Origin of the sequence: Chromohalobacter sp. 11-W (genome assembly GCF_029889905.1) — a bacterium.
Taxonomy (GTDB): Bacteria; Pseudomonadota; Gammaproteobacteria; order Pseudomonadales; family Halomonadaceae; genus Chromohalobacter.
Map to the genome: position 1 here is coordinate 97,404 of NZ_JARANZ010000008.1, position 17,441 is coordinate 114,844.

A 17,441-nucleotide genomic window follows, 5' to 3' on the forward strand; every position below is an offset into this window, starting at 1 on the left:
GAGATGGGCATAATCAAAGCAGCCGAGGAGCCATGATGACTTCACCCATACGTATCCTGATGGTGGGCGAAGGCGCCATCGCCGGGATTCATATGCAAGCCCTGGCGTCCGTTCCTGAGGCCCGTGTCGTGGCCGTGGTAGGAGGTGATGCCCAAGGAGCGCGACGCTTCGCCGAGCACTGGAATATTCCGCATGTGTGCGCTGACTATACGCAAGCGCTGGCGACGCTCGAGATCGATGCCGTGATCCTGGCGACGCCGAGCCCGTTACATGCCGACCAGGCCGAGCAAGCGATCGATGCCGGTAAACACGTCCTCTGCGAAATTCCCATGAGCCTGAACCTGGCGGATGCCGAGCGCATGACAGCGCGAGCCCGTGAGGCAAATACCGTCGCTATGGTGGCCCATACGCGTCGCTTCAATGCGCCGCATCGCGAAATGAAGCGCCGTATACGAACGGGAGAGTTCCACCTGCAGCATCTGGTGAGCGAGACGTATTTCCTGCGTCGCGAAAACCTCAATATGCAAGGCGAGCCACGCGGCTGGACGGACCATTTGCTGTGGCATCATGCTTGCCATAGCGTAGACCTGTTTGCGTGGTTGCTGGACGATTTCGATTTGAAAGTCTGGGGTGGAAGAGGGCCGATTCATCCCGAGCTGGGGATTGCCATGGATATGAACATTGGCTTGAAATCACGCAATGAGACTCTGGCGACCTTGACGCTTTCTTTTAACAACCATGGGCCTTTCGGCGGATTTTATCGCTATATAGGCGAAGAAAACACGCTGATGGCCTATCGCGATGAGCTGAAGGATTATCAAGGGGAGGTGATGACTCTTGAGGGGGTGGGGTTTCAGGAACAGGATGCCGAATTCATCGCCGCCATTCGCGAATGCCGTGTTCCGGAAGCGACATTTTCGCATTGCCTTCCTACCATGCGTCTTCTCGCTAAGCTTGAAAAGATCATGGCTGACGTGTGCTAAAGCGCCACGATCTATTTTTTCTTTCATGAAAAAGGCTGGCGAAACGCCAGCCAAAATCACGATCGATCAGTGTTTACGATGTTAGAACTGGAAGATGGCACTGGCCTGCAGACGGCTAGCATCGTCGGAGTTGCCGTTAACCTGCTCGACATCGGCGTTCTGATACTCAAGACCCACTGCCAGGCGTTGAGTGACATCCCAGATCACGTTAGCGAAGGCGTAATCGATGGTCTTGAACTGTTCGCCATAACTGTCGGGCATGTCCTGATCGAGGCGCGAAAAGCCAACAGAGCTGACCCAGTCGTCGGTCCAGTTATGGTTGAGCGACACACCGAAGGCACGTGTCTCGATGGCCTCGAGTTCGTTATTGTCATTGACGTAGACATCGGGCGCGTGGCGGTGCCCAGTATTGCCGGGGTTGCCCATGTAGTTACCGATACCTTCGCCGTAAGTGGCGGTACCCTTCAGGCTGGTCATTGGCGTAAAGGGCAGGTTGAATTGCGCATTGACGCCATACCCCGTGGTTTCGTCATCCACGGTGCTGGTGATGTCATTGGTAGAGAGCTGACGGGCCACCCCGGACAGAGCAAACAAGCGCTTGTACTCATAGCGTACAGTCAAGTCGGGGAACTGGCTCTCACCATCGGCCACACTCGCATCGTCGCGGGCGATCACTGTATCCGGGTCCTCCACGGAGAAAGACAGGTTGCCCGTGCCCATTGGCTGGGTGTAGCGCAACTGCGCCTGGCGCTCGAACACGTAACCCTTGGGATCGCCCAATGCCAGCGTGCGGGGGGCACCGACGAAACTTTGGAAGTTGGTCCATGTCTGGCCCGCGAGGAAGCCATTGAGTTCGCCATATGCATGACGTAGTCCAAACTTTCCATCGGGCACGAAATGGCCTTCGAAATAGGTCGTCAAACGCCCGTAATCGGTCATGGTGTGCGTACGGAAGTTGAGGCGCGACTCATAGGCGGTGAAGTCCGTCCGACCGTCGGTCCGGTTGTCTGGATTCATGATCTCATAAGGCGTTGTGGTAGTGCCAAGGTCATAGTCGAAATCGTAAAGCATATCGAGCTTGACATAGCCGCCGAAGGCGATATCAGTCTCGGTGCCCGGTATGTTGATGGTTGAGCGATGGTTCCATGGCGGTCCCACACGGCTGGGGTCGCCGGTGACGACGGGTTGTCCCGCTTCGACGACATCGAAAGCGTGAGCGGGAGCCGTCGCCATGCCTGCCATTCCTGAAACGAGTGACACGCATAGCGCGAGTTTTGTCATCTTGAATGTTGTTATATCGGATCGCATTGGTGAGCTGCCCTTTGTAGGAAGTTATGAGCTTGGTGCGCATGAACGAGTATGCGTTTCTGAGTCGACGGGAAAATTAATTTTTCATCGCCTCCCCATGCATTTTTCTGATGACGTTTTAATGACCTCCCGCTGAATTGGCCCGTGAAAGGGAGGGGGTGATAGAGGTCAGCCATGCTTGCTTGATTGCCATCTTTATTCCCCGGCTAATGGTTTATTCGTTATATTTTGTTCGCAATACGAACCTTGATTCGTCTTGCGTACATGAAAGTTGAAAAAAAAAGCCCTTCCTGTCAATGCGGAAGGGCCGTGCGATTGGTGGGTAGAAGGTAACGCTTTGTATTGAAGCGGTTTTTACACGCTTATACTTTGGTTGTGGCAGTGTTTTTTGGCGATTAAATCAATGTTTCTTTAATTTCCAGAGCCTTTTGCTGAAGGCAGGGAAGAATGTGATCGGTGAGCCGTTCGAGGGGGACCCGAGCGGAGTTGGTCGAGACGTTCATCGCACCGATCAAACGTCCGCCTCCGCTGAAAATGGGGACGGCAAGCGACCGCAGGCCGGAGTCCAGCTCCTGGTCGACGATGCAATATCCCTGCTTTCCTGCCGTGTCGATCGCCTCTTCGAGCTGGTGAATATCGGTGATGCTACTTGAGGTATGCGCGACGAGATCGCTTTCTGAAAGGATGCGTCGACGCTCTTCGATATCCAATGTGCTCAGCAGCATTCTGCCCATCGAGGTGTAGATCGTGGGCAGGCGAGTGCCCACCGCCAGGGTGATGGCCATCAGGCGATGCTTGGCGGCGGAGCGCGCCACGTAGATCACGTCCTTGCCGTCGAGCACACCGAGAGACGAGGACTCGCCCGTTTCCAGCGTGACGTCTTCCAGATACTTTTGGATGGCGTTGTGGTAATTGTTCGCCGAGAGAAAGGCATATCCCAACTGGAGGGCCTTGGGCGACAATTCGAAATATCGCTCCTGCTTGCGTACGTACCCCAGCGCATGCAGCGTCAATAAAAAGCGCCGGGCCTTGGCTCGATTCATCTGGGTCTTCGTGGCCACTTCGCTCAAGGTCATGCGGGGGTTGGCTTGATCGAAGGCCATGATGACCTCAAGGCCGCTTGCCAATGCGGCCACGAAATCCCTGTCATCCGGGGTAAGCGCTCCGTCTTGTGATGCCATGTCGCGTATTGCCTCGTTGTCGATTGTGGGGTACGTAGGGGCAATCTATCATAAAAGTTCGAAATGCGAACATTTGTTCGATAAATCGCCGTTGGAGATTCGTATGTACGACACCCTGCTTCGCCATCCTTTCATGAGTGACGAGGGACGCGCAGCGACGCAAGCCCAGGATCTGGTCGCTGCCATGTGTACCGTCGAGGTCGCGCTGGCCACCGAGCAGGAGAGACTGGGCATCCTGCCGGGCGGAGTCGCGGCCGAGATCGAGCGAGTGCTCGCGGAGCATGTCTTCGACATGGACGCGATGGCGCACGGTACCGTGCTGGGCGGCAATGCGGCGATTCCCTTCGTCAAGCAGGCCAAGGCGGCCCTGCCCGACGAGCTCAAGGCACATTTCCACCGTGGCGCGACCAGCCAGGATATTCTCGACACCGCCTTGATGTTGCTGCTCAAGCCGCGCCTCGAGGCATGCCTCGCTCTCATGAAACGTAGTCGCAAGGCCGGTTGTGCGCTCATGCGTCGACACGCCGGCACGCCTATGGTCGGGCGTACGCTGATGCAGCAGGCGTTGCCGATCACCTTCGGGGTCAAGGTCGCGCAATGGGCGGAGAACCTGGCGCAGGCCGAACGACGACTGAGAGACGTGACCGAGACCGGGCTCTATCTGCAATTCGGTGGCGCGGTGGGCGTTCACTCGGGACTGGATGCCCAGGGGCTGGAGGTGATGGATCGCGTGGCCGAGCGGCTTGGGCTGGCGTCGCCGTTGCTGCCCTGGCATACCAATCGCCAGCCGATCCTGGCCTTGTCCGGTGCCGTCGATGCGGTGGCGGTGGGGGTCGAGAAAGTCGCCCTGGATGTCTCCCTGCTGACCCAGTCCGAGGTGGCCGAGGTCAGCGAGCCGGCGGTCCCCGGCGCGGGGGGCTCGTCGTCGATGCCGCACAAGCGCAACCCGGTGATCTGCGCCCGACTGCGGGCGGCGGCTCGTCAGATTCATGGTCAGGCCGTGACGCTCAGCCATGCCGGCGCGCAACCCCTCGAGCGTGGGCTCGGGGAGTGGCATGCCGAGTGGGCGCCGATGCTGGATGCGGTCCTGCTGATGGAGGGGGCCCTGGTATCCCTGGCCGAACTCTGGGAAGGCCTGGAGGTGCATGCCGAGACGATGCGCCGCAACCTGACGCTGATGGGCGGCGCGATCATGGCGGAGCCCGCGGCGCGCCTGCTGGGTGACATCCTGGGGGCTGACGAAGCGCAGCGCATCGCCAGGGAGGCCGCCGAGACGTCGCGCCTTGAGCGCCGCGAATACGCCGAGGTATTGCTCGCCCACCCGGCGGTGGCGGGGCGGGTCGAGGCACAGCGGCTACGGCGTTGTGTCGACCCGGGTTTATACATTGGTAGTAGCCAGGAGCAGGTCCAGCGTGCACTGGCGGTCCTGGAGTCGATGTAACTCCCTGTTTTTGAATTGATATTCGGCACCTGGCGAGGTGGGTAACGGCATGCCGTTGCCCACCTCGCGCGTTTGACCCCCTGCGGTAATCCCGATAATTTTGTTCGTATCACAAACCAGTGTTCATTAAGCGAACAACTTGCGAGGCAATCCGCATGGCCGAATTTCTTAGCCTGCATGACGCTGTGGCGCGCTACGTCGAGGATGGCGCGACCGTGGCCATGGAAGGCTTCACCCACCTGATTCCTTTCGCCGCCGGGCATGAAGTCATTCGCCAGCGCAAGCGTGATCTGACGCTGATCCGCATGACGCCGGACCTGGTCTACGACCAATTGATCGGCGCCGGCTGCGCCAAGAAGCTGATCTTCTCGTGGGGCGGCAACCCCGGGGTGGGCTCCTTGCATCGCCTGCGCGACGCGGTGGAGAAAGGCTGGCCGCACAAGGTGGAGATCTTCGAGCACAGTCATGCGGCCATGGCCTGTGCCTTCGAGGCCGGCGCGGCGGGCCTGCCGCTGGCGGTGCTGCGCGGCTATGTGGGCAGCGAGCTGCCCAGCGTCAACGACCAGATCAAGTTCATCGAGTGCCCGTTCACCGGCGAACGCCTCGCGGCGGTGCCTTCGGTGCGCCCGGACGTGTCCCTGGTGCATGCGCAGAAGGCCGATCGCAAGGGCAATGTCCTGGTGGAGGGCATCATCGGCGTGCAGAAGGAGGCGATTCTGGCGGCGGGCAAGAGCATCGTCACCGTCGAGGAGATCGTCGACGATCTCGAGGCCGGTCCCAATGCCTGCGTGATCCCCGGCTGGGCCATCGACGCCATCGCCGTGGCCGAGAAGGGCGCCTATCCCTCCTATGCCCACGGTTACTACCCGCGCAACAACCGCTTCTACAAGGAGTGGGATACCATCGCGCGCGACCGTGACACCTTCCAGACATGGCTCGACGAGAACGTCTTCAACGCAGGGGGGCAGGCCCAATGAGTATCGAGTACACCTCCGCGGAAATGATGACCGTGACGGCGGCGAAGGCGCTGGAGAACGGCATGACGTGTTTCGTGGGCATCGGCTTGCCGTCCGAGGCCGCCAACCTGGCGCGCCTGACACATGCACCGGACGTGGTACTGATCTATGAGTCCGGCACCCTGCAGACCAAGCCGGACGTGCTGCCGCTTTCCATCGGCGACGGCGAACTTTGCGAGTCGGCGCTGACCACCGTGTCGGTGCCGGAAATGTTCCGCTACTGGTTGCAGGGCGGCAAGATCGATGTGGGCTTTCTGGGCACCGCGCAGATCGATCGCTACTGCAACCTCAACACCACGCTGATCGGCGATTATCAGGCGCCCAAGGTGCGCTTGCCCGGCGGCGGCGGGGCACCGGAAATCGCGACCTGTGCCGGCGAGGTCTTCATCACGCTCAAGCATTCCAAGCGGACCTTCGTCGATCAGGTGGATTTCATCACTACCCTCGGCTTCGGCCGCGACGGCAAGGCGCGTGATGGGGTGCCCAATATCGGCCGCGGCCCGACTCGGGTGATCACCGACCTGTGCGTGATGAAGCCCGACCCCGAGACTCGCGAGCTGGTGGTGGTATCGCTGCATCCGGGCGTGACCGTCGAGCAGGTGCAGGACGCGACCGGCTGGGAGATTCGTTTCGCCGAGCAGCTCGACACCACGCCGATGCCTTCCGCGAATGAGCTCGACGTGCTGCGGGATCTCAAGGCGCGTACCGAACGCAAACATGCCGGCGAGGCATGAGGAGAATTCGATGAGCGATGTTTGGTTGTGTCACCCCACGCGTTCCGCCGTGGGACGTTTCGGCGGCTCGCTGGCCAGCGTCCGCCCCGACGACCTGGCGGCCACGATTTTCCGGGCCGTGCTGGCCCAGGCGCCGGACCTCGATCCGGCGGCCATCGATGAAGTGATCATGGGCTGCGCCAACCAGGCCGGTGAGGACAATCGCAACGTCGCGCGCATGTCGGCGCTGCTGGCCGGGCTGCCGACCAGCGTGCCCGGCACCACCTTGAATCGCCTGTGCGGGTCGGGCATGGATGCCGTGGGGACGGCATTTCGTGCCATCAAGGCGGGCGAGTTCGAGCTGGCGCTGGCCGGCGGCGTGGAGTCCATGTCGCGCGCGCCGTTCGTGATGGGCAAGGCCGAAACGGCGTTCTCGCGCAGCCAGGCGATCGAGGACACCACCATCGGCTGGCGTTTCGTCAATCCGTTGATGAAGAACCACTTCGGCGTCGAGTCGATGCCCGAGACCGCCGAGAACGTCGCCGAGCAGTTCCACGTTTCTCGCGAGGATCAGGATGCCTTCGCCGTGCGCTCGCAGCAGAAAACCGAGCGCGCCCAGCAGTCCGGGCGTCTGGCGCAGGAGATCACGCCGGTCGAGGTGCCGCGTCGCAAGCAGGAGCCCCTGATCGTCGATCGGGACGAGCATCCGCGCGCAGGCACCACGCTGGAAAAGCTGGCCAAGTTGCCCACGCCGTTTCGCGATGGCGGCAGCGTGACCGCGGGCAATGCGTCGGGTGTCAACGACGGGGCGGCGGCGATGCTGGTCGCCAGCGACGCCGCCGTCGCGCGCCATGGTCTCACTCCGATGGCGCGGATCCTGGGCATGGCCACCGCCGGCGTCGAACCCCGCATCATGGGCATGGGCCCGGTACCGGCGACGCGCAAGCTGCTCGAGCGTCTGGGTATCGGCATCGATGAGGTCGACATCATCGAGCTCAACGAAGCCTTCGCCGCCCAGGGGCTGGCATGCCTGCGCGAACTGGGCGTGGCCGATGACGATCCGCGCGTCAATCCCAATGGCGGCGCGATCGCACTGGGGCATCCGCTGGGCATGTCCGGGGCGCGGCTGCTGCTGACCGCGGCGCACGAGCTGCACGTACAGAACAAGCGTTACGCCCTTTGCACCATGTGTGTCGGTGTGGGCCAGGGCGTGGCCACTTTGATCGAACGCGTTTGAGGAGAACGGCATGGCTTTCTTGACGGTGGCGGAGCGCACGATCGCCTATCGCGATAGCGGTGAAGCCGCGCTGCCGGCGGTGCTGTTGGCACACCCGCTGGGCATGAGCCAGGACGTGTGGGAGGACGTGGTCGCCGCCTTGCGTGGCCGTTTCCGCTGCGTGACCTGGGATCTGCCTGGCCATGGCGCCAGCAGTGGCCTGACCGAGGCGGTCACGCCCCGCGCGCTGGCCGAAGACGCCCTGGCCCTGGCCGACGCGCTGGACGTGACGCGCTTTCATTTCGTGGGCACCTCGATCGGCGGCGTGGTCGGTCAGCAGTTGCTGATCCAGTGTCCCGAGCGTCTCGCCGATGTCGTGCTGACCAACACCGGCGCTGTCATCGGCACTCCGGACAACTGGTATGCACGGGCCTCGCGCGTGCGCCAGGAAGGCCTGGCCGCCATGGCCGACGAGATCGTTCCGCGCTGGTTTTCCGAGGCGTTCGCGCAAGGCGATACGGCCACCTATACGGGCTGGAAGACCCAGCTTGCGCGTACCGATGGCGAGTCCTACGCGCGGCTTTGCGAGATGCTGGCCGACACCGACTTCAGCGGACAACTGCGCGGGGTCGCGGGGCCGGTGCGCTTGCTCGGCGGGCGCGAGGATCTGTCCACGCCGCCCGAGACCCTGAAGACGCTGGCTTCCCAGTTCGGTGACGCGCGTCTCGAAGTACTCGAAAACATCGCGCACGTGCCGAGCGTGGAAGTGCCCGAGGCGATCGCCAAGCGTCTGCGTGCCTGGCTGGGTGATGAGCACGTCGACGAGAACGGTGTGAGCTATGCCGCCGGGCTGGAAACGCGCAAGCAGGTACTCGGCGACGAGCACGTGGCGCGTGCCAGCGAAAATGCCACCACGCTCGACGCGCCGTTCCAGAACATGATTACGCGCATGGCCTGGGGCGAGCTGTGGGGCAACGATGATTTGAGCCGCACCGAGCGCAGCATGATCACCCTGGCGGTGCTAGCAGCGCTGGGGCGCGACGGAGAGCTGGAACTCCACCTGAAAACCGCCCAGCGTATCGGCCTTAGCGAAGCACAATTGCGCCAGGCACTGATGCATGTGGCGATCTATGCCGGCGTGCCGGCTGCTAACCATGCCTTTTCGATGGCCAAGAAACTGGGCTGGGGCAAAACCCTATAACGAAAATCTCTGCCTGGAACTGGCCTTCTTCGGAAGGTGGTGGAACCGAGAGGCCTTATTGGGCCTCTTTCGAGATAATAAGAGGAATCAACGCCATGAAACGTACGCTCACTTGCATGCTTACCCTCTCCTTGACCGCGGCTGCAGTGTCGACCGCCCATGCGGAAACGACACTGCGCATGTCGCATTTCTGGCCGGGGGCTTCATCCATCAATAAAGATGTGTTCGAAGCCTGGGCCGAAGCAGTGGAAAAAGACTCCAATGGCTCCTTACAGGTCGAGAACTACCCCTCGCAGACCTTGAGCCAAGCCGATGAAACCTATGAAGCGGCCGTCAACGGGATCGCTGATATCGGGATCACGGCACAGGGCTATACCAATGGCCGCTTTCCGCTGAGTCAGATCGTAGAATTGCCGGGCGTGGCGTCGTCGGCGCCGGAAGGAGCCTGCGTGCTGCAAACGCTCTATGACGATGGCAAGATCGATAGCGAATATGACGATACCCATGTGTTGTTCATGTTCACCACCGGGCCTGGGTACATTCACACGCGCGAGACGGACGTGCAGACACCTTCGGATCTCGAAGGCCTGCGTATGCGTAGGCCCACGTCCGTGGCGGGCAACATCCTCAACAACATGGGCGCCGAGCCGGTGGGCATGCCGGCCCCGGAAATCTATACCTCCATGCAACGTGGTGTCCTGGATGGGCTGAGCTTTCCTTGGGAAGGGATGAAGACCTTCCGCCTCAATGAGCTGACCGAGTATCACACCCAGGTACCGTTCTACACGCTGATCTTCGTCGCCACGATGAGCCAGGACACATATGACAGCCTGTCCCCTGAGCAACAAAAGGCCATCGACGAGAACTCCGGCATGAAGTGGGCGGAAAAAGCCGGAAAGGTCTTTGCCGCCGATGATAAGGCCGGCAAAAAAGAAGCCGAAGAAGCCGGGCACACCATTCGTGTCATCGACAATCCGCTCGAGAATTCGGAATGGGCAAAGCCGCTCAAGGCAGGCATCGACCAGTACCTCGGTAATCTCGAGTCGCGTGGTCTCGATCAGGCGCGAGATGTCTATTACGCAGCGCTCGAAGCGCGCAAATCCTGCTCAGCCGAATAAGGCCTAGGAGAGAACGGTATGCAGCAAGGGCTCACTCGGCTCAGCCACTGGCTGGGTTACCTGTGCAGGCTCATTGCCGGCGTGGCGCTGCTGGCATTGTTGTCGGTCACCATCCTCGACGTGGGACTGCGCTATCTGGGCCGGCTGACCGGGGGCGCGGTCTCGCTGAGCGTCTCCGGCAGCGTGGAACTGGTCAGCTATCTGTTGCTGTTCTCCCTGCTCGCGGCCATGGCCGCGAGCGTCGAGAAAAGCCAGGTGGTCGTCGAGGCGCTGACGCACCGTATGAACGATGCCCTCAAGGCGCGTCTGCACGGTTTCTACCTACTGGGCTTCATGGTGCTTGGGATTATCTTGTGCGTGGGGCTGATCAATTCGGCGCTCGGTGCGATATCGCATGGTGAAGTCACGCAAGACTTGAGAATTTCCATGGGGCCCATTTATTTTTTTGCCGCCTTTCTGAGTGCACTACTCAGCCTGCGCAGCTTGATGCATGTCTTGCTGAGCGGCGTCTTCGGCCAACAGGAGGAAAGCGCCAATGGGTAGTGAAATGATCGGTGGCCTAGGTCTGGCGTCATTGCTGGTGTTGATGATGCTGCGTGTGCCGGTGGCGCTGTCGATGTTGATCGTTGGTGTCGTGGGGTTCTCGCAGATCATCAACATGGGGGCCGCCTTGTCGATGGTTAAATCCGTGCCAGTGGAAGTGCTGTCTAACTACAGCTTCAGCGCGGTTCCCATGTTTATTTTCATGGGGGTATTGGCGGCGCACTCAGGCATGGCGGGTAAGTTGTTCAATTCCACCCGTGTGATCTGCGGTGGCTGGAAAGGGGGCCTGGCGATCTCGGCGATTGGCTCCTGCGGTATTTTCTCGGCGATTTCCGGGTCGTCATTGGCCACGGCGAGCACCATGACCCGCGTCGCGCTGCCCGAAATGGAGCGCTACGGTTACAACCGGGGCTTGGCCACCGGTGCGCTGGCCGCGGGCGGAACGCTGGGGATCATGATTCCGCCGAGCATCGCTTTGTTGATCTACGCCATTCTTACCGAGCAGTCGGTAGGCGATATGTTCATGGCGGGTCTCATACCCGGTTTGATGGGGCTTCTGTTCTATTCGCTAGCCATCACCATCGTGATGCGACTCAAGCCTTCGCTTGCCGTCGCGGGAGAGTCCACTTCCTGGAGCGATAAGGTTAAATCCCTGGCGGGATTGTCACCTTTCTTTGGTGTCTTTCTACTGCTCATATTGGGCATTTATTTTGGTGCTTTCACGCCCACAGAAGGCGCAAGTGTGGGGGCATTCGCGACATTGCTTTACGCCTTGGCCAAAGGTATGCGAGCCAGGGGGTTGTGGCAGGCCGTGCAGGAAACCTTGGCACTTTCCTCGGTGGTGTTTTTCATGCTGGTAGGCGCCGAGACGCTGGGCTATTTCATTTCGGTCTCGCGTATTTCCTTTACCATCAGTGAGTTCCTGTTAAGCATGGATCTTACGCCGCTTGTCGTGCTGCTATGCATCTTGTTGCTGTATTTCATCCTCGGGATGTTCATGGACTCGATCGCCATGCTTGTGATCACCGTGCCGGTAGTATTCCCGATCATTCAGACTGTGGGCATCGATCCGGTATGGTTCGGCATCGTGACCGTGCTGACCGTCGAGTTAGGGTTGATAACGCCCCCGGTGGGGATGAACGTCTTCGTTATCAAAGCCATGGCACCCCACGTGGGGTTGGGCGAAATCTTCAAGGGCGTGGCGCCTTTCATCGCCGCTGATTTCGTGCGCTTGGCACTATTGATCGCATTCCCTGTTCTCAGTCTATTTCTCATTTGATCTCAGGAGTGGAAAACGCTAGCTGCCTCGGTGGTTGGCAATCCCGTTGATTAAATAACGGCACTTAGTGATTGAGTTCAGGGACTGACACTGATCCTCAATCTCATCGCCATGGCCGTTACCAAGCGCCTGCTGGTATCCTCCTCTCACTGATGTCGACCTTGGCGAGGGCGAGTGATCGTGGCTCGTACAGGTGTCGCGCCCCTGCCCGTGATTCGTGAGGAAACCGCGATGCTGAGCGCTCGCGTCAAGCTACGCCATCTCATGGCGTTTCAGGAAGTCGCGCGATTGCAGAGCCTGGCCAAGGCCGCGCAGGCGCTTTCCATTACCCAGCCGGCGATGTCCAAGACGATTCGCGAGCTGGAAGAGATCCTCGAGACGACGCTTTTCGAGCGCAGCCCGCAAGGCGCTACTTTGACTACCGCCGGCTTGACCCTGCTGCGCCACGCCGGCCCCGCGCTGCGCAGTCTGGGCGAGGGCTTCCAGGCGGTGCAGGACGCCGCCCAACAGGAAGCGGTGGTGCGTCTGGGCGCGCTGTCGACCGTCGAAGAGGGCCTGCTCCCTCGGGCGCTGCATCGTCTGCATGCCCAGGCTCCGCAATGGCGCGTGCAGGTAGTGACGGGGCCCAGTGCGTATCTGCTCTCCCGCTTGCGGATGGGAGAGCTGGACGCGGTGGCCGGACGCATGAGCGAGGCACGCGAAATCCGCGGCCTGCAGTTCGAGCACCTGTATTACGAGCCGCTGGTGCTGGTGGCTCGCGCCGGGCATCCGCTGTTGGGGCAGGATGTACTGGATGCTGAAGCGTTGATCGCCAATGCGTGGATCGTCCCACCGACGTCCACCACCCTGCGCGATCAGGTCGAGCGTTTCTGGGTCGAGCAGGGAGCCGCGCCGCCGCGTATCGCACTGGAAACCCTGTCGCTCTCGTTGAGCCGGCGGTACGCCCTGGCCAGCGACGCCTTGTGGGTCGCGCCTCTCGATGCGGTACGCGAGGATCTCCGCGATGGCCGCCTGGCACGCTTGCCCGTGCGTCTGGAATCGCGGGGCGGCTCCGTGGGGGTGTGCACCAATATCGCCCTGCCGCGCAATCCCGGCGTCGACGCCTTGAGCGCCTGTCTGCGCGATATCGTCGCCGAGATGGCCTCGCCCTCGACATGACTCATTCCTTGGTCGAATAGACCTTTGGTCGATATATCCAATCAGTTATGGGGGTGGGCGGCCATTTCAATTGGCAGCCGGAGCCCAGCGCGGACAATGAGGCATGACATCGTGGCGTTCGCTTGCGCCGCGGTCCTTTCGATCAGGAGATTCGCATGCCTCGCAACGATAATAAACGCTTCGTCGAGCGCGACCGTAACTGGCATCCCCCGGCCTACGCGCCGGGCTACAAGACGACGGTGGCGCGCTCTCCCAGTCAAGCCTATGTCAGCATGCAGGCGCCCAGCGTCTCGGAGCTCGGCGGCCCGGATTTTACGCGCCTGCGCATGGGGCCTCACGATAACGACCTGCTGCTCAACTTCCGTGCCGACAACGAGGCCCAGGCTGGATTGCCCATCGGCGAGCGGGTCATCGTGTTCGGCCGTGTCGTCGATCAGTTCGGCAAGCCGGTGCCCAACACCCTGGTGGAAATGTGGCAGGCCAACGCCGGCGGGCGTTATCGCCACAAGAAAGACGGTTACCTGGCGCCGCTCGACCCCAATTTCGGCGGTGTGGGGCGCTGCCTGAGCGACGACGAGGGCTGGTACCGTTTCCGCACCATCAAGCCTGGCCCGTATCCCTGGCCCAACGACATCAATAGCTGGCGCCCGGCGCACATCCACGTCTCGGTGATGGGGCCGTCGATCTCCACGCGCTTGATCACGCAGATGTATTTCGAGGGCGACCCGCTGATTCCGCTGTGTCCCATCGTACACACCTTGCGTGACCCCGAAGCGGTGGAAACCATGACCGGGCGTCTCGACATGGCACGCAGTCGCTCGATGGATTGCCTGGCCTACCGCTTCGATCTGGTGATCCGCGGTGAAGTGCAAACCTATTTCGAGAATCAGGGGTAAACCATGCAACAACCGAACTCACAGCCCTGCGCTGCAACCATGCTGCGTGAAACTGCGTCGCAGACGGCCGGCCCCTACGTGCACATTGGCCTGGCCCTGGATATCGCCGGCTTGCCGCCGCGCGAGGAAGAAATCTGGAATCGGCTCGCTTCGCCGGAGGCCGACGGCGAGGCCATCGAACTCGTGGGCCGCGTCATCGACGGCAACGGCGACCTGGTGCGCGATGCCTTGCTGGAAGCCTGGCAGGCCGATGCTCATGGCAACTACCAGTGCGAGTTCGATCTGCAAGCGCCGTTCAACAGCTTCGGACGCACCGCGACCACGGTGGAAAACGACGGCGAGTGGTGCTTTCACACCATCAAACCGGGCCAGGTCGCGCGCCGCGATGGCCGCCTGATGGCACCGCACGTCACGCTCGCCGTGTTCGCCCGCGGCATCAATATTCAGCTGCATACGCGGTTGTACTTCGAGGATGAGGCCGAGGCCAACGCGGCTTGCCCGGTGCTTAATGCGGTGGAATCTCCCACGCGCCGCCAGACCTTGATCGCTACGCGTGAAGAGGGTGAGGGCAAGCCCCGCTATCGCTTCGACATTCGCCTTCAGGGCGAGGGCGAGACGGTGTTCTTCGACTTCTAGGCACGTGACCCGAGCACGTCGCTCCAGCACGTACGTCAAAGACGTCGCTCACAAAAAGCCGGCCAGCTCATCGCGCCCCAGGTTGGCGCCGGTGACGATGACCACGATATCGCCTTGCGGCGGTAGCGTGGCGGCGTTTTCCAACAGGGCGGCCACGCCCACGGCAGCGCCGGGCTCCGCGACTAGCTTGGTCTGGTAGATCAAGTGGCGCATGGCGCGGTGGATGGCGTCCTCGTCCACCGCGACGAGCTCGGTGACGTGCCGGCGACTCAGCGGATAGGTGTGCTCGCCGACGATGGCGGCGGCGAGACTTTTGGCGCAGCTTTGCACCTCACTGAGCCTGGCGGGGCCGCCCTGGGCCCAGGCATGCGCCATGCTCGCCGCTCCGCGGGGTTCCACGCCGATCAGCGAGAGCTTAGGCCGCCGCGTCGACGTCGCCACGCCGATGCCCCCGATCAGGCCGCCGCCACCGACCGGGCACAGGATCGCCTGGGCGTCCGGTGCCTGCTCGAGCACCTCGAGGCCCAGCGTGCCCTGGCCGGCGATGATGCGCTCGTCGTCATAGGGATGCACCAGCGTCAGCCCGCGCTTCTCGACCAGTTCATGCATCAATGTCCAGGCCGCGTTGATATCGCCGTGCAGGATGACCTCCGCACCCAGCGCGCGGCTGCCCTCCACCTTGAAAGAGCTCGCATTCTCGGGCATCACGATGGTCACGGATATGCCCATCTGACGTGCCGCCCAGGCTAGCCCCAAGGCGTGATTGCCGGCGGATACGGCCCCCAGTCCGCCGGCGAGTTCCTCGTCACTCGCCGTGCGCAGCCAGTTCAGCGCACCGCGTGTCTTGAAGGAGCCGGTGTGCTGAAATGACTCGGCCTTGAGCCACACGCGCCGTTCCAGACGCTCGGACAGCGTCTGGTCGAGCAACAGCGGTGTCGGCGCGAGGGCCTCGGCGATCCGCTCCCGCGCGCGTTGGAGATCTCTTACTTCCATTTGATGTTGCAGCCCATGGAGGGTATTTGCTGGGCCGCCGGCGCACGGTCGGCGAGCACCGCATCGGCGGCGGCGCGCAGGTCCTCTCCGGTGACCGGCGTCTCCTTGCTGGGCCGGCTGGCATCGAATTGTCCTCGGTAGGCCAGCCGGTGCTCGTGGTCGAAGAGGAAGAAGTCCGGGGTGCAAGCCGCCTCGAAGGCGCGCGCCACATCCTGGCTTTCATCCACCAGGTAGTGAAAGGTATAGCCGCGCGCGTTGATTTCCTCACGCATGCGCTCGGGGCTGTCATCCGGATGGGCGTGGAAGTCGTTGCTGTTGATGGCGATCACTGCCAGGCCCTTGGCCTGGTACTCGCGAGTAAAGTCGGCGAAAGCATCCGCGATGTGCTTGACGAACGGGCAGTGGTTGCAAATGAACGCGACCAGGACCGGCCGCCCGGCGAAATCGGCGCTGTCGACTTCCTTGCCGTCGGCATCGGGAAGCCGAAACGTCGGCAGTGGCGAGCCCAGCTCGATCATGGTGGAAGGTGTCAATGACATTGGGGACCTCCTGTACGCGATGAATACTACCCAGCCTGGCAACAGGCGAGATGCATGCATTCATTCTAGGCGCGGTTGGCCCCTCAAGGGCAAGGATGCCTCTGAGATGGTCATTGTCTAGGCGCGTCGGGCGTCTACTGGCGGATTGCGCTACGGCATGCTCTTCGGACTGGGGGAAGTGGGGCATGCGTCAGACGCGACATAGCGTTTTTGGATCCAATGCGCGCGGACAAGCCTATGCCTGACGCTGGCGAAACTCCTTGGGCGAGCAAGCGACGTGGCGTTTGAAGAAGCGCGTGAAATAGGCCGGCTCCTTGAAGCCCAGCCGTTCGGCGACCTGGCCGATGGTCATGTTGGTATAGGTCAGGTGGCGCTTGGCCTCGAGAAGCACACGCTCGTGTAGTAATTGTTGCGCGCTGCGCCCCGCGAGGCGTTGGCAGATCGCACTAAGGTGCGCGCTACTGATGCCCAGGCGTTCGGCGAGGTCGGGAATGCTGGGTTGCTGATGGTAGTGGGCTTCGATGAGCTGTTGAAACCGGGCGAGGTGCGCCTCGCCGCGTTCATGATGGCGCGAGCGACGGGCCTGGCGGCGCGTGGCACGTCGTGAGGCCAGGACCAGAAGACTGTTGAGCAAGGCCTCGAGCAAGGCATCGCGACCTTCGGCGGGCTGGCGGTACTCGGCATCGAGCTGGGCAACGAGCGTGGCGATGGGGGCGCGCTCCGGTTGGTCGGCAAGCGGGTAAAACGCCGCGCGTGCCAGGATCTGCCCTTGAGGATGCAGGGTGTCGGCGATATGCCGCGCCAGTGGCATGGCCAGCGTCACGATATGCCCGTCGACATCGCGCGAGAAGCGAAAGGCGTGCACCGTCATGGCCGGCACCACGATGAGCAGCGGCCCCTTCAGGCGCTGCGCACCCTCCTCAAAGGTCAGGTTCACCTCGCCGTGCGCGATATGCAGCACATGCACCAGATCGGCATGGCGGTGCGGCCGTATATGCCAATCGTGCAGTCGGCTGCGCTCGGCGATGGACTCGCAATGCAGCAGGTCGGGGGTCGGCCATTGGTGCGTTTCGCCATACAGCTGAAAGACGGGAATGGCGCGATTGGGCGATGCCGACATGGCAATCTCCTGTGCGACGAAAGTCGAGGCTTCGACCAAAGTTATGGCCGGATCTTGGGAAAGTATAAATTCATGCGGGAATTTTGTCTTATTCGCAGGT

18 protein-coding genes are annotated in these 17,441 nt (G+C 61.7%); 13 read left to right on the forward strand and 5 right to left on the reverse strand.

The annotated features are described in order from the left end of the window. Window positions 1-35 precede the first annotated feature (35 nt). On the forward strand, window positions 36-983 hold the full coding sequence (locus tag OP494_RS12530; RefSeq protein WP_246923860.1) for a Gfo/Idh/MocA family oxidoreductase: 948 nt from the start codon (window positions 36-38) through the stop codon (window positions 981-983). A gap of 81 nt (window positions 984-1,064) precedes the next feature. Here OP494_RS12530 and OP494_RS12535 read toward each other — a convergent pair whose 3' ends face one another. Then, window positions 1,065-2,216 (reverse strand): DcaP family trimeric outer membrane transporter, encoded by a 1,152-nt coding sequence (locus OP494_RS12535; protein ID WP_246923858.1) that lies wholly within the window; start codon window positions 2,214-2,216, stop codon window positions 1,065-1,067. On the opposite strand from OP494_RS12535, the gene OP494_RS12540 reads away from it, so the two are divergent. Beyond that, on the forward strand, window positions 2,215-2,427 hold the full coding sequence (locus tag OP494_RS12540) for a hypothetical protein (protein WP_246923855.1): 213 nt from the start codon (window positions 2,215-2,217) through the stop codon (window positions 2,425-2,427). The two genes, OP494_RS12535 and OP494_RS12540, sit on opposite strands and share 2 nt — an antisense overlap. Window positions 2,428-2,686: 259 nt before the next feature. Here OP494_RS12540 and OP494_RS12545 read toward each other — a convergent pair whose 3' ends face one another. After that, window positions 2,687-3,472: an IclR family transcriptional regulator C-terminal domain-containing protein gene (locus OP494_RS12545; protein ID WP_246923852.1), complete on the reverse strand. Its 786-nt coding sequence runs from the start codon at window positions 3,470-3,472 to the stop codon at window positions 2,687-2,689. 103 nt (window positions 3,473-3,575) lie between these two features. On the opposite strand from OP494_RS12545, the gene OP494_RS12550 reads away from it, so the two are divergent. The 11 genes from OP494_RS12550 to pcaG all read left to right on the forward strand — a co-directional run bounded on the left by OP494_RS12550 (window position 3,576) and on the right by pcaG (window position 14,689). Continuing rightward, window positions 3,576-4,913: an adenylosuccinate lyase family protein gene (locus OP494_RS12550; RefSeq protein WP_246923849.1), complete on the forward strand. Its 1,338-nt coding sequence runs from the start codon at window positions 3,576-3,578 to the stop codon at window positions 4,911-4,913. A 155-nt stretch (window positions 4,914-5,068) separates the two neighbouring features. Next, complete coding sequence (locus OP494_RS12555) at window positions 5,069-5,890, forward strand: CoA transferase subunit A (protein ID WP_035414865.1); 822 nt, start codon at window positions 5,069-5,071, stop codon at window positions 5,888-5,890. A 2-nt stretch (window positions 5,891-5,892) separates the two neighbouring features. After that, window positions 5,893-6,663 carry a CoA-transferase subunit beta gene (locus OP494_RS12560; RefSeq protein ID WP_301546096.1) on the forward strand — a complete coding sequence of 257 codons (771 nt, stop codon included), beginning with the start codon at window positions 5,893-5,895 and terminating at the stop codon, window positions 6,661-6,663. Between the two features lie 10 nt (window positions 6,664-6,673). After that, window positions 6,674-7,879 carry a 3-oxoadipyl-CoA thiolase gene (pcaF, locus tag OP494_RS12565; RefSeq protein ID WP_246923842.1) on the forward strand — a complete coding sequence of 402 codons (1,206 nt, stop codon included), beginning with the start codon at window positions 6,674-6,676 and terminating at the stop codon, window positions 7,877-7,879. 10 nt (window positions 7,880-7,889) lie between these two features. Next, the gene (locus OP494_RS12570; RefSeq protein WP_246923839.1) at window positions 7,890-9,059 is read left to right on the forward strand and encodes an alpha/beta fold hydrolase; all 1,170 of its coding nucleotides are present in this window, start codon (window positions 7,890-7,892) and stop codon (window positions 9,057-9,059) included. A gap of 95 nt (window positions 9,060-9,154) precedes the next feature. After that, window positions 9,155-10,177 (forward strand): TRAP transporter substrate-binding protein, encoded by a 1,023-nt coding sequence (locus OP494_RS12575; protein ID WP_246923837.1) that lies wholly within the window; start codon window positions 9,155-9,157, stop codon window positions 10,175-10,177. Window positions 10,178-10,195: 18 nt separating this feature from the next. Continuing rightward, a complete protein-coding gene (locus OP494_RS12580) occupies window positions 10,196-10,720 on the forward strand; it encodes a TRAP transporter small permease subunit (protein WP_246923834.1) in 525 nt (174 codons plus the stop codon). After that, window positions 10,713-11,999 carry a TRAP transporter large permease gene (locus OP494_RS12585; RefSeq protein WP_246923832.1) on the forward strand — a complete coding sequence of 429 codons (1,287 nt, stop codon included), beginning with the start codon at window positions 10,713-10,715 and terminating at the stop codon, window positions 11,997-11,999. Before OP494_RS12580 ends, OP494_RS12585 begins: the two co-directional genes overlap by 8 nt. 180 nt (window positions 12,000-12,179) lie before the next feature. Continuing rightward, window positions 12,180-13,157 (forward strand): pca operon transcription factor PcaQ, encoded by a 978-nt coding sequence (pcaQ, locus tag OP494_RS12590; protein WP_246923829.1) that lies wholly within the window; start codon window positions 12,180-12,182, stop codon window positions 13,155-13,157. A gap of 155 nt (window positions 13,158-13,312) precedes the next feature. Next, complete coding sequence (gene pcaH / locus OP494_RS12595; RefSeq protein WP_035414860.1) at window positions 13,313-14,053, forward strand: protocatechuate 3,4-dioxygenase subunit beta; 741 nt, start codon at window positions 13,313-13,315, stop codon at window positions 14,051-14,053. A 3-nt stretch (window positions 14,054-14,056) separates the two neighbouring features. Then, window positions 14,057-14,689 carry a protocatechuate 3,4-dioxygenase subunit alpha gene (gene pcaG, locus OP494_RS12600; protein WP_084076006.1) on the forward strand — a complete coding sequence of 211 codons (633 nt, stop codon included), beginning with the start codon at window positions 14,057-14,059 and terminating at the stop codon, window positions 14,687-14,689. A gap of 48 nt (window positions 14,690-14,737) precedes the next feature. On the opposite strand, the gene OP494_RS12605 is transcribed toward pcaG, so the two are convergent. The 3 genes from OP494_RS12605 to OP494_RS12615 form a co-directional block, all read right to left on the reverse strand. Beyond that, a complete protein-coding gene (locus OP494_RS12605) occupies window positions 14,738-15,682 on the reverse strand; it encodes a threonine/serine dehydratase (RefSeq protein ID WP_246923827.1) in 945 nt (314 codons plus the stop codon). Continuing rightward, window positions 15,673-16,221 (reverse strand): thioredoxin family protein, encoded by a 549-nt coding sequence (locus OP494_RS12610; protein WP_246923824.1) that lies wholly within the window; start codon window positions 16,219-16,221, stop codon window positions 15,673-15,675. Before OP494_RS12610 ends, OP494_RS12605 begins: the two co-directional genes overlap by 10 nt. A 235-nt stretch (window positions 16,222-16,456) precedes the next feature. Continuing rightward, the gene (locus OP494_RS12615; protein ID WP_280541215.1) at window positions 16,457-17,341 is read right to left on the reverse strand and encodes a helix-turn-helix domain-containing protein; all 885 of its coding nucleotides are present in this window, start codon (window positions 17,339-17,341) and stop codon (window positions 16,457-16,459) included. Between the last annotated feature and the right edge of the window lie 100 nt (window positions 17,342-17,441).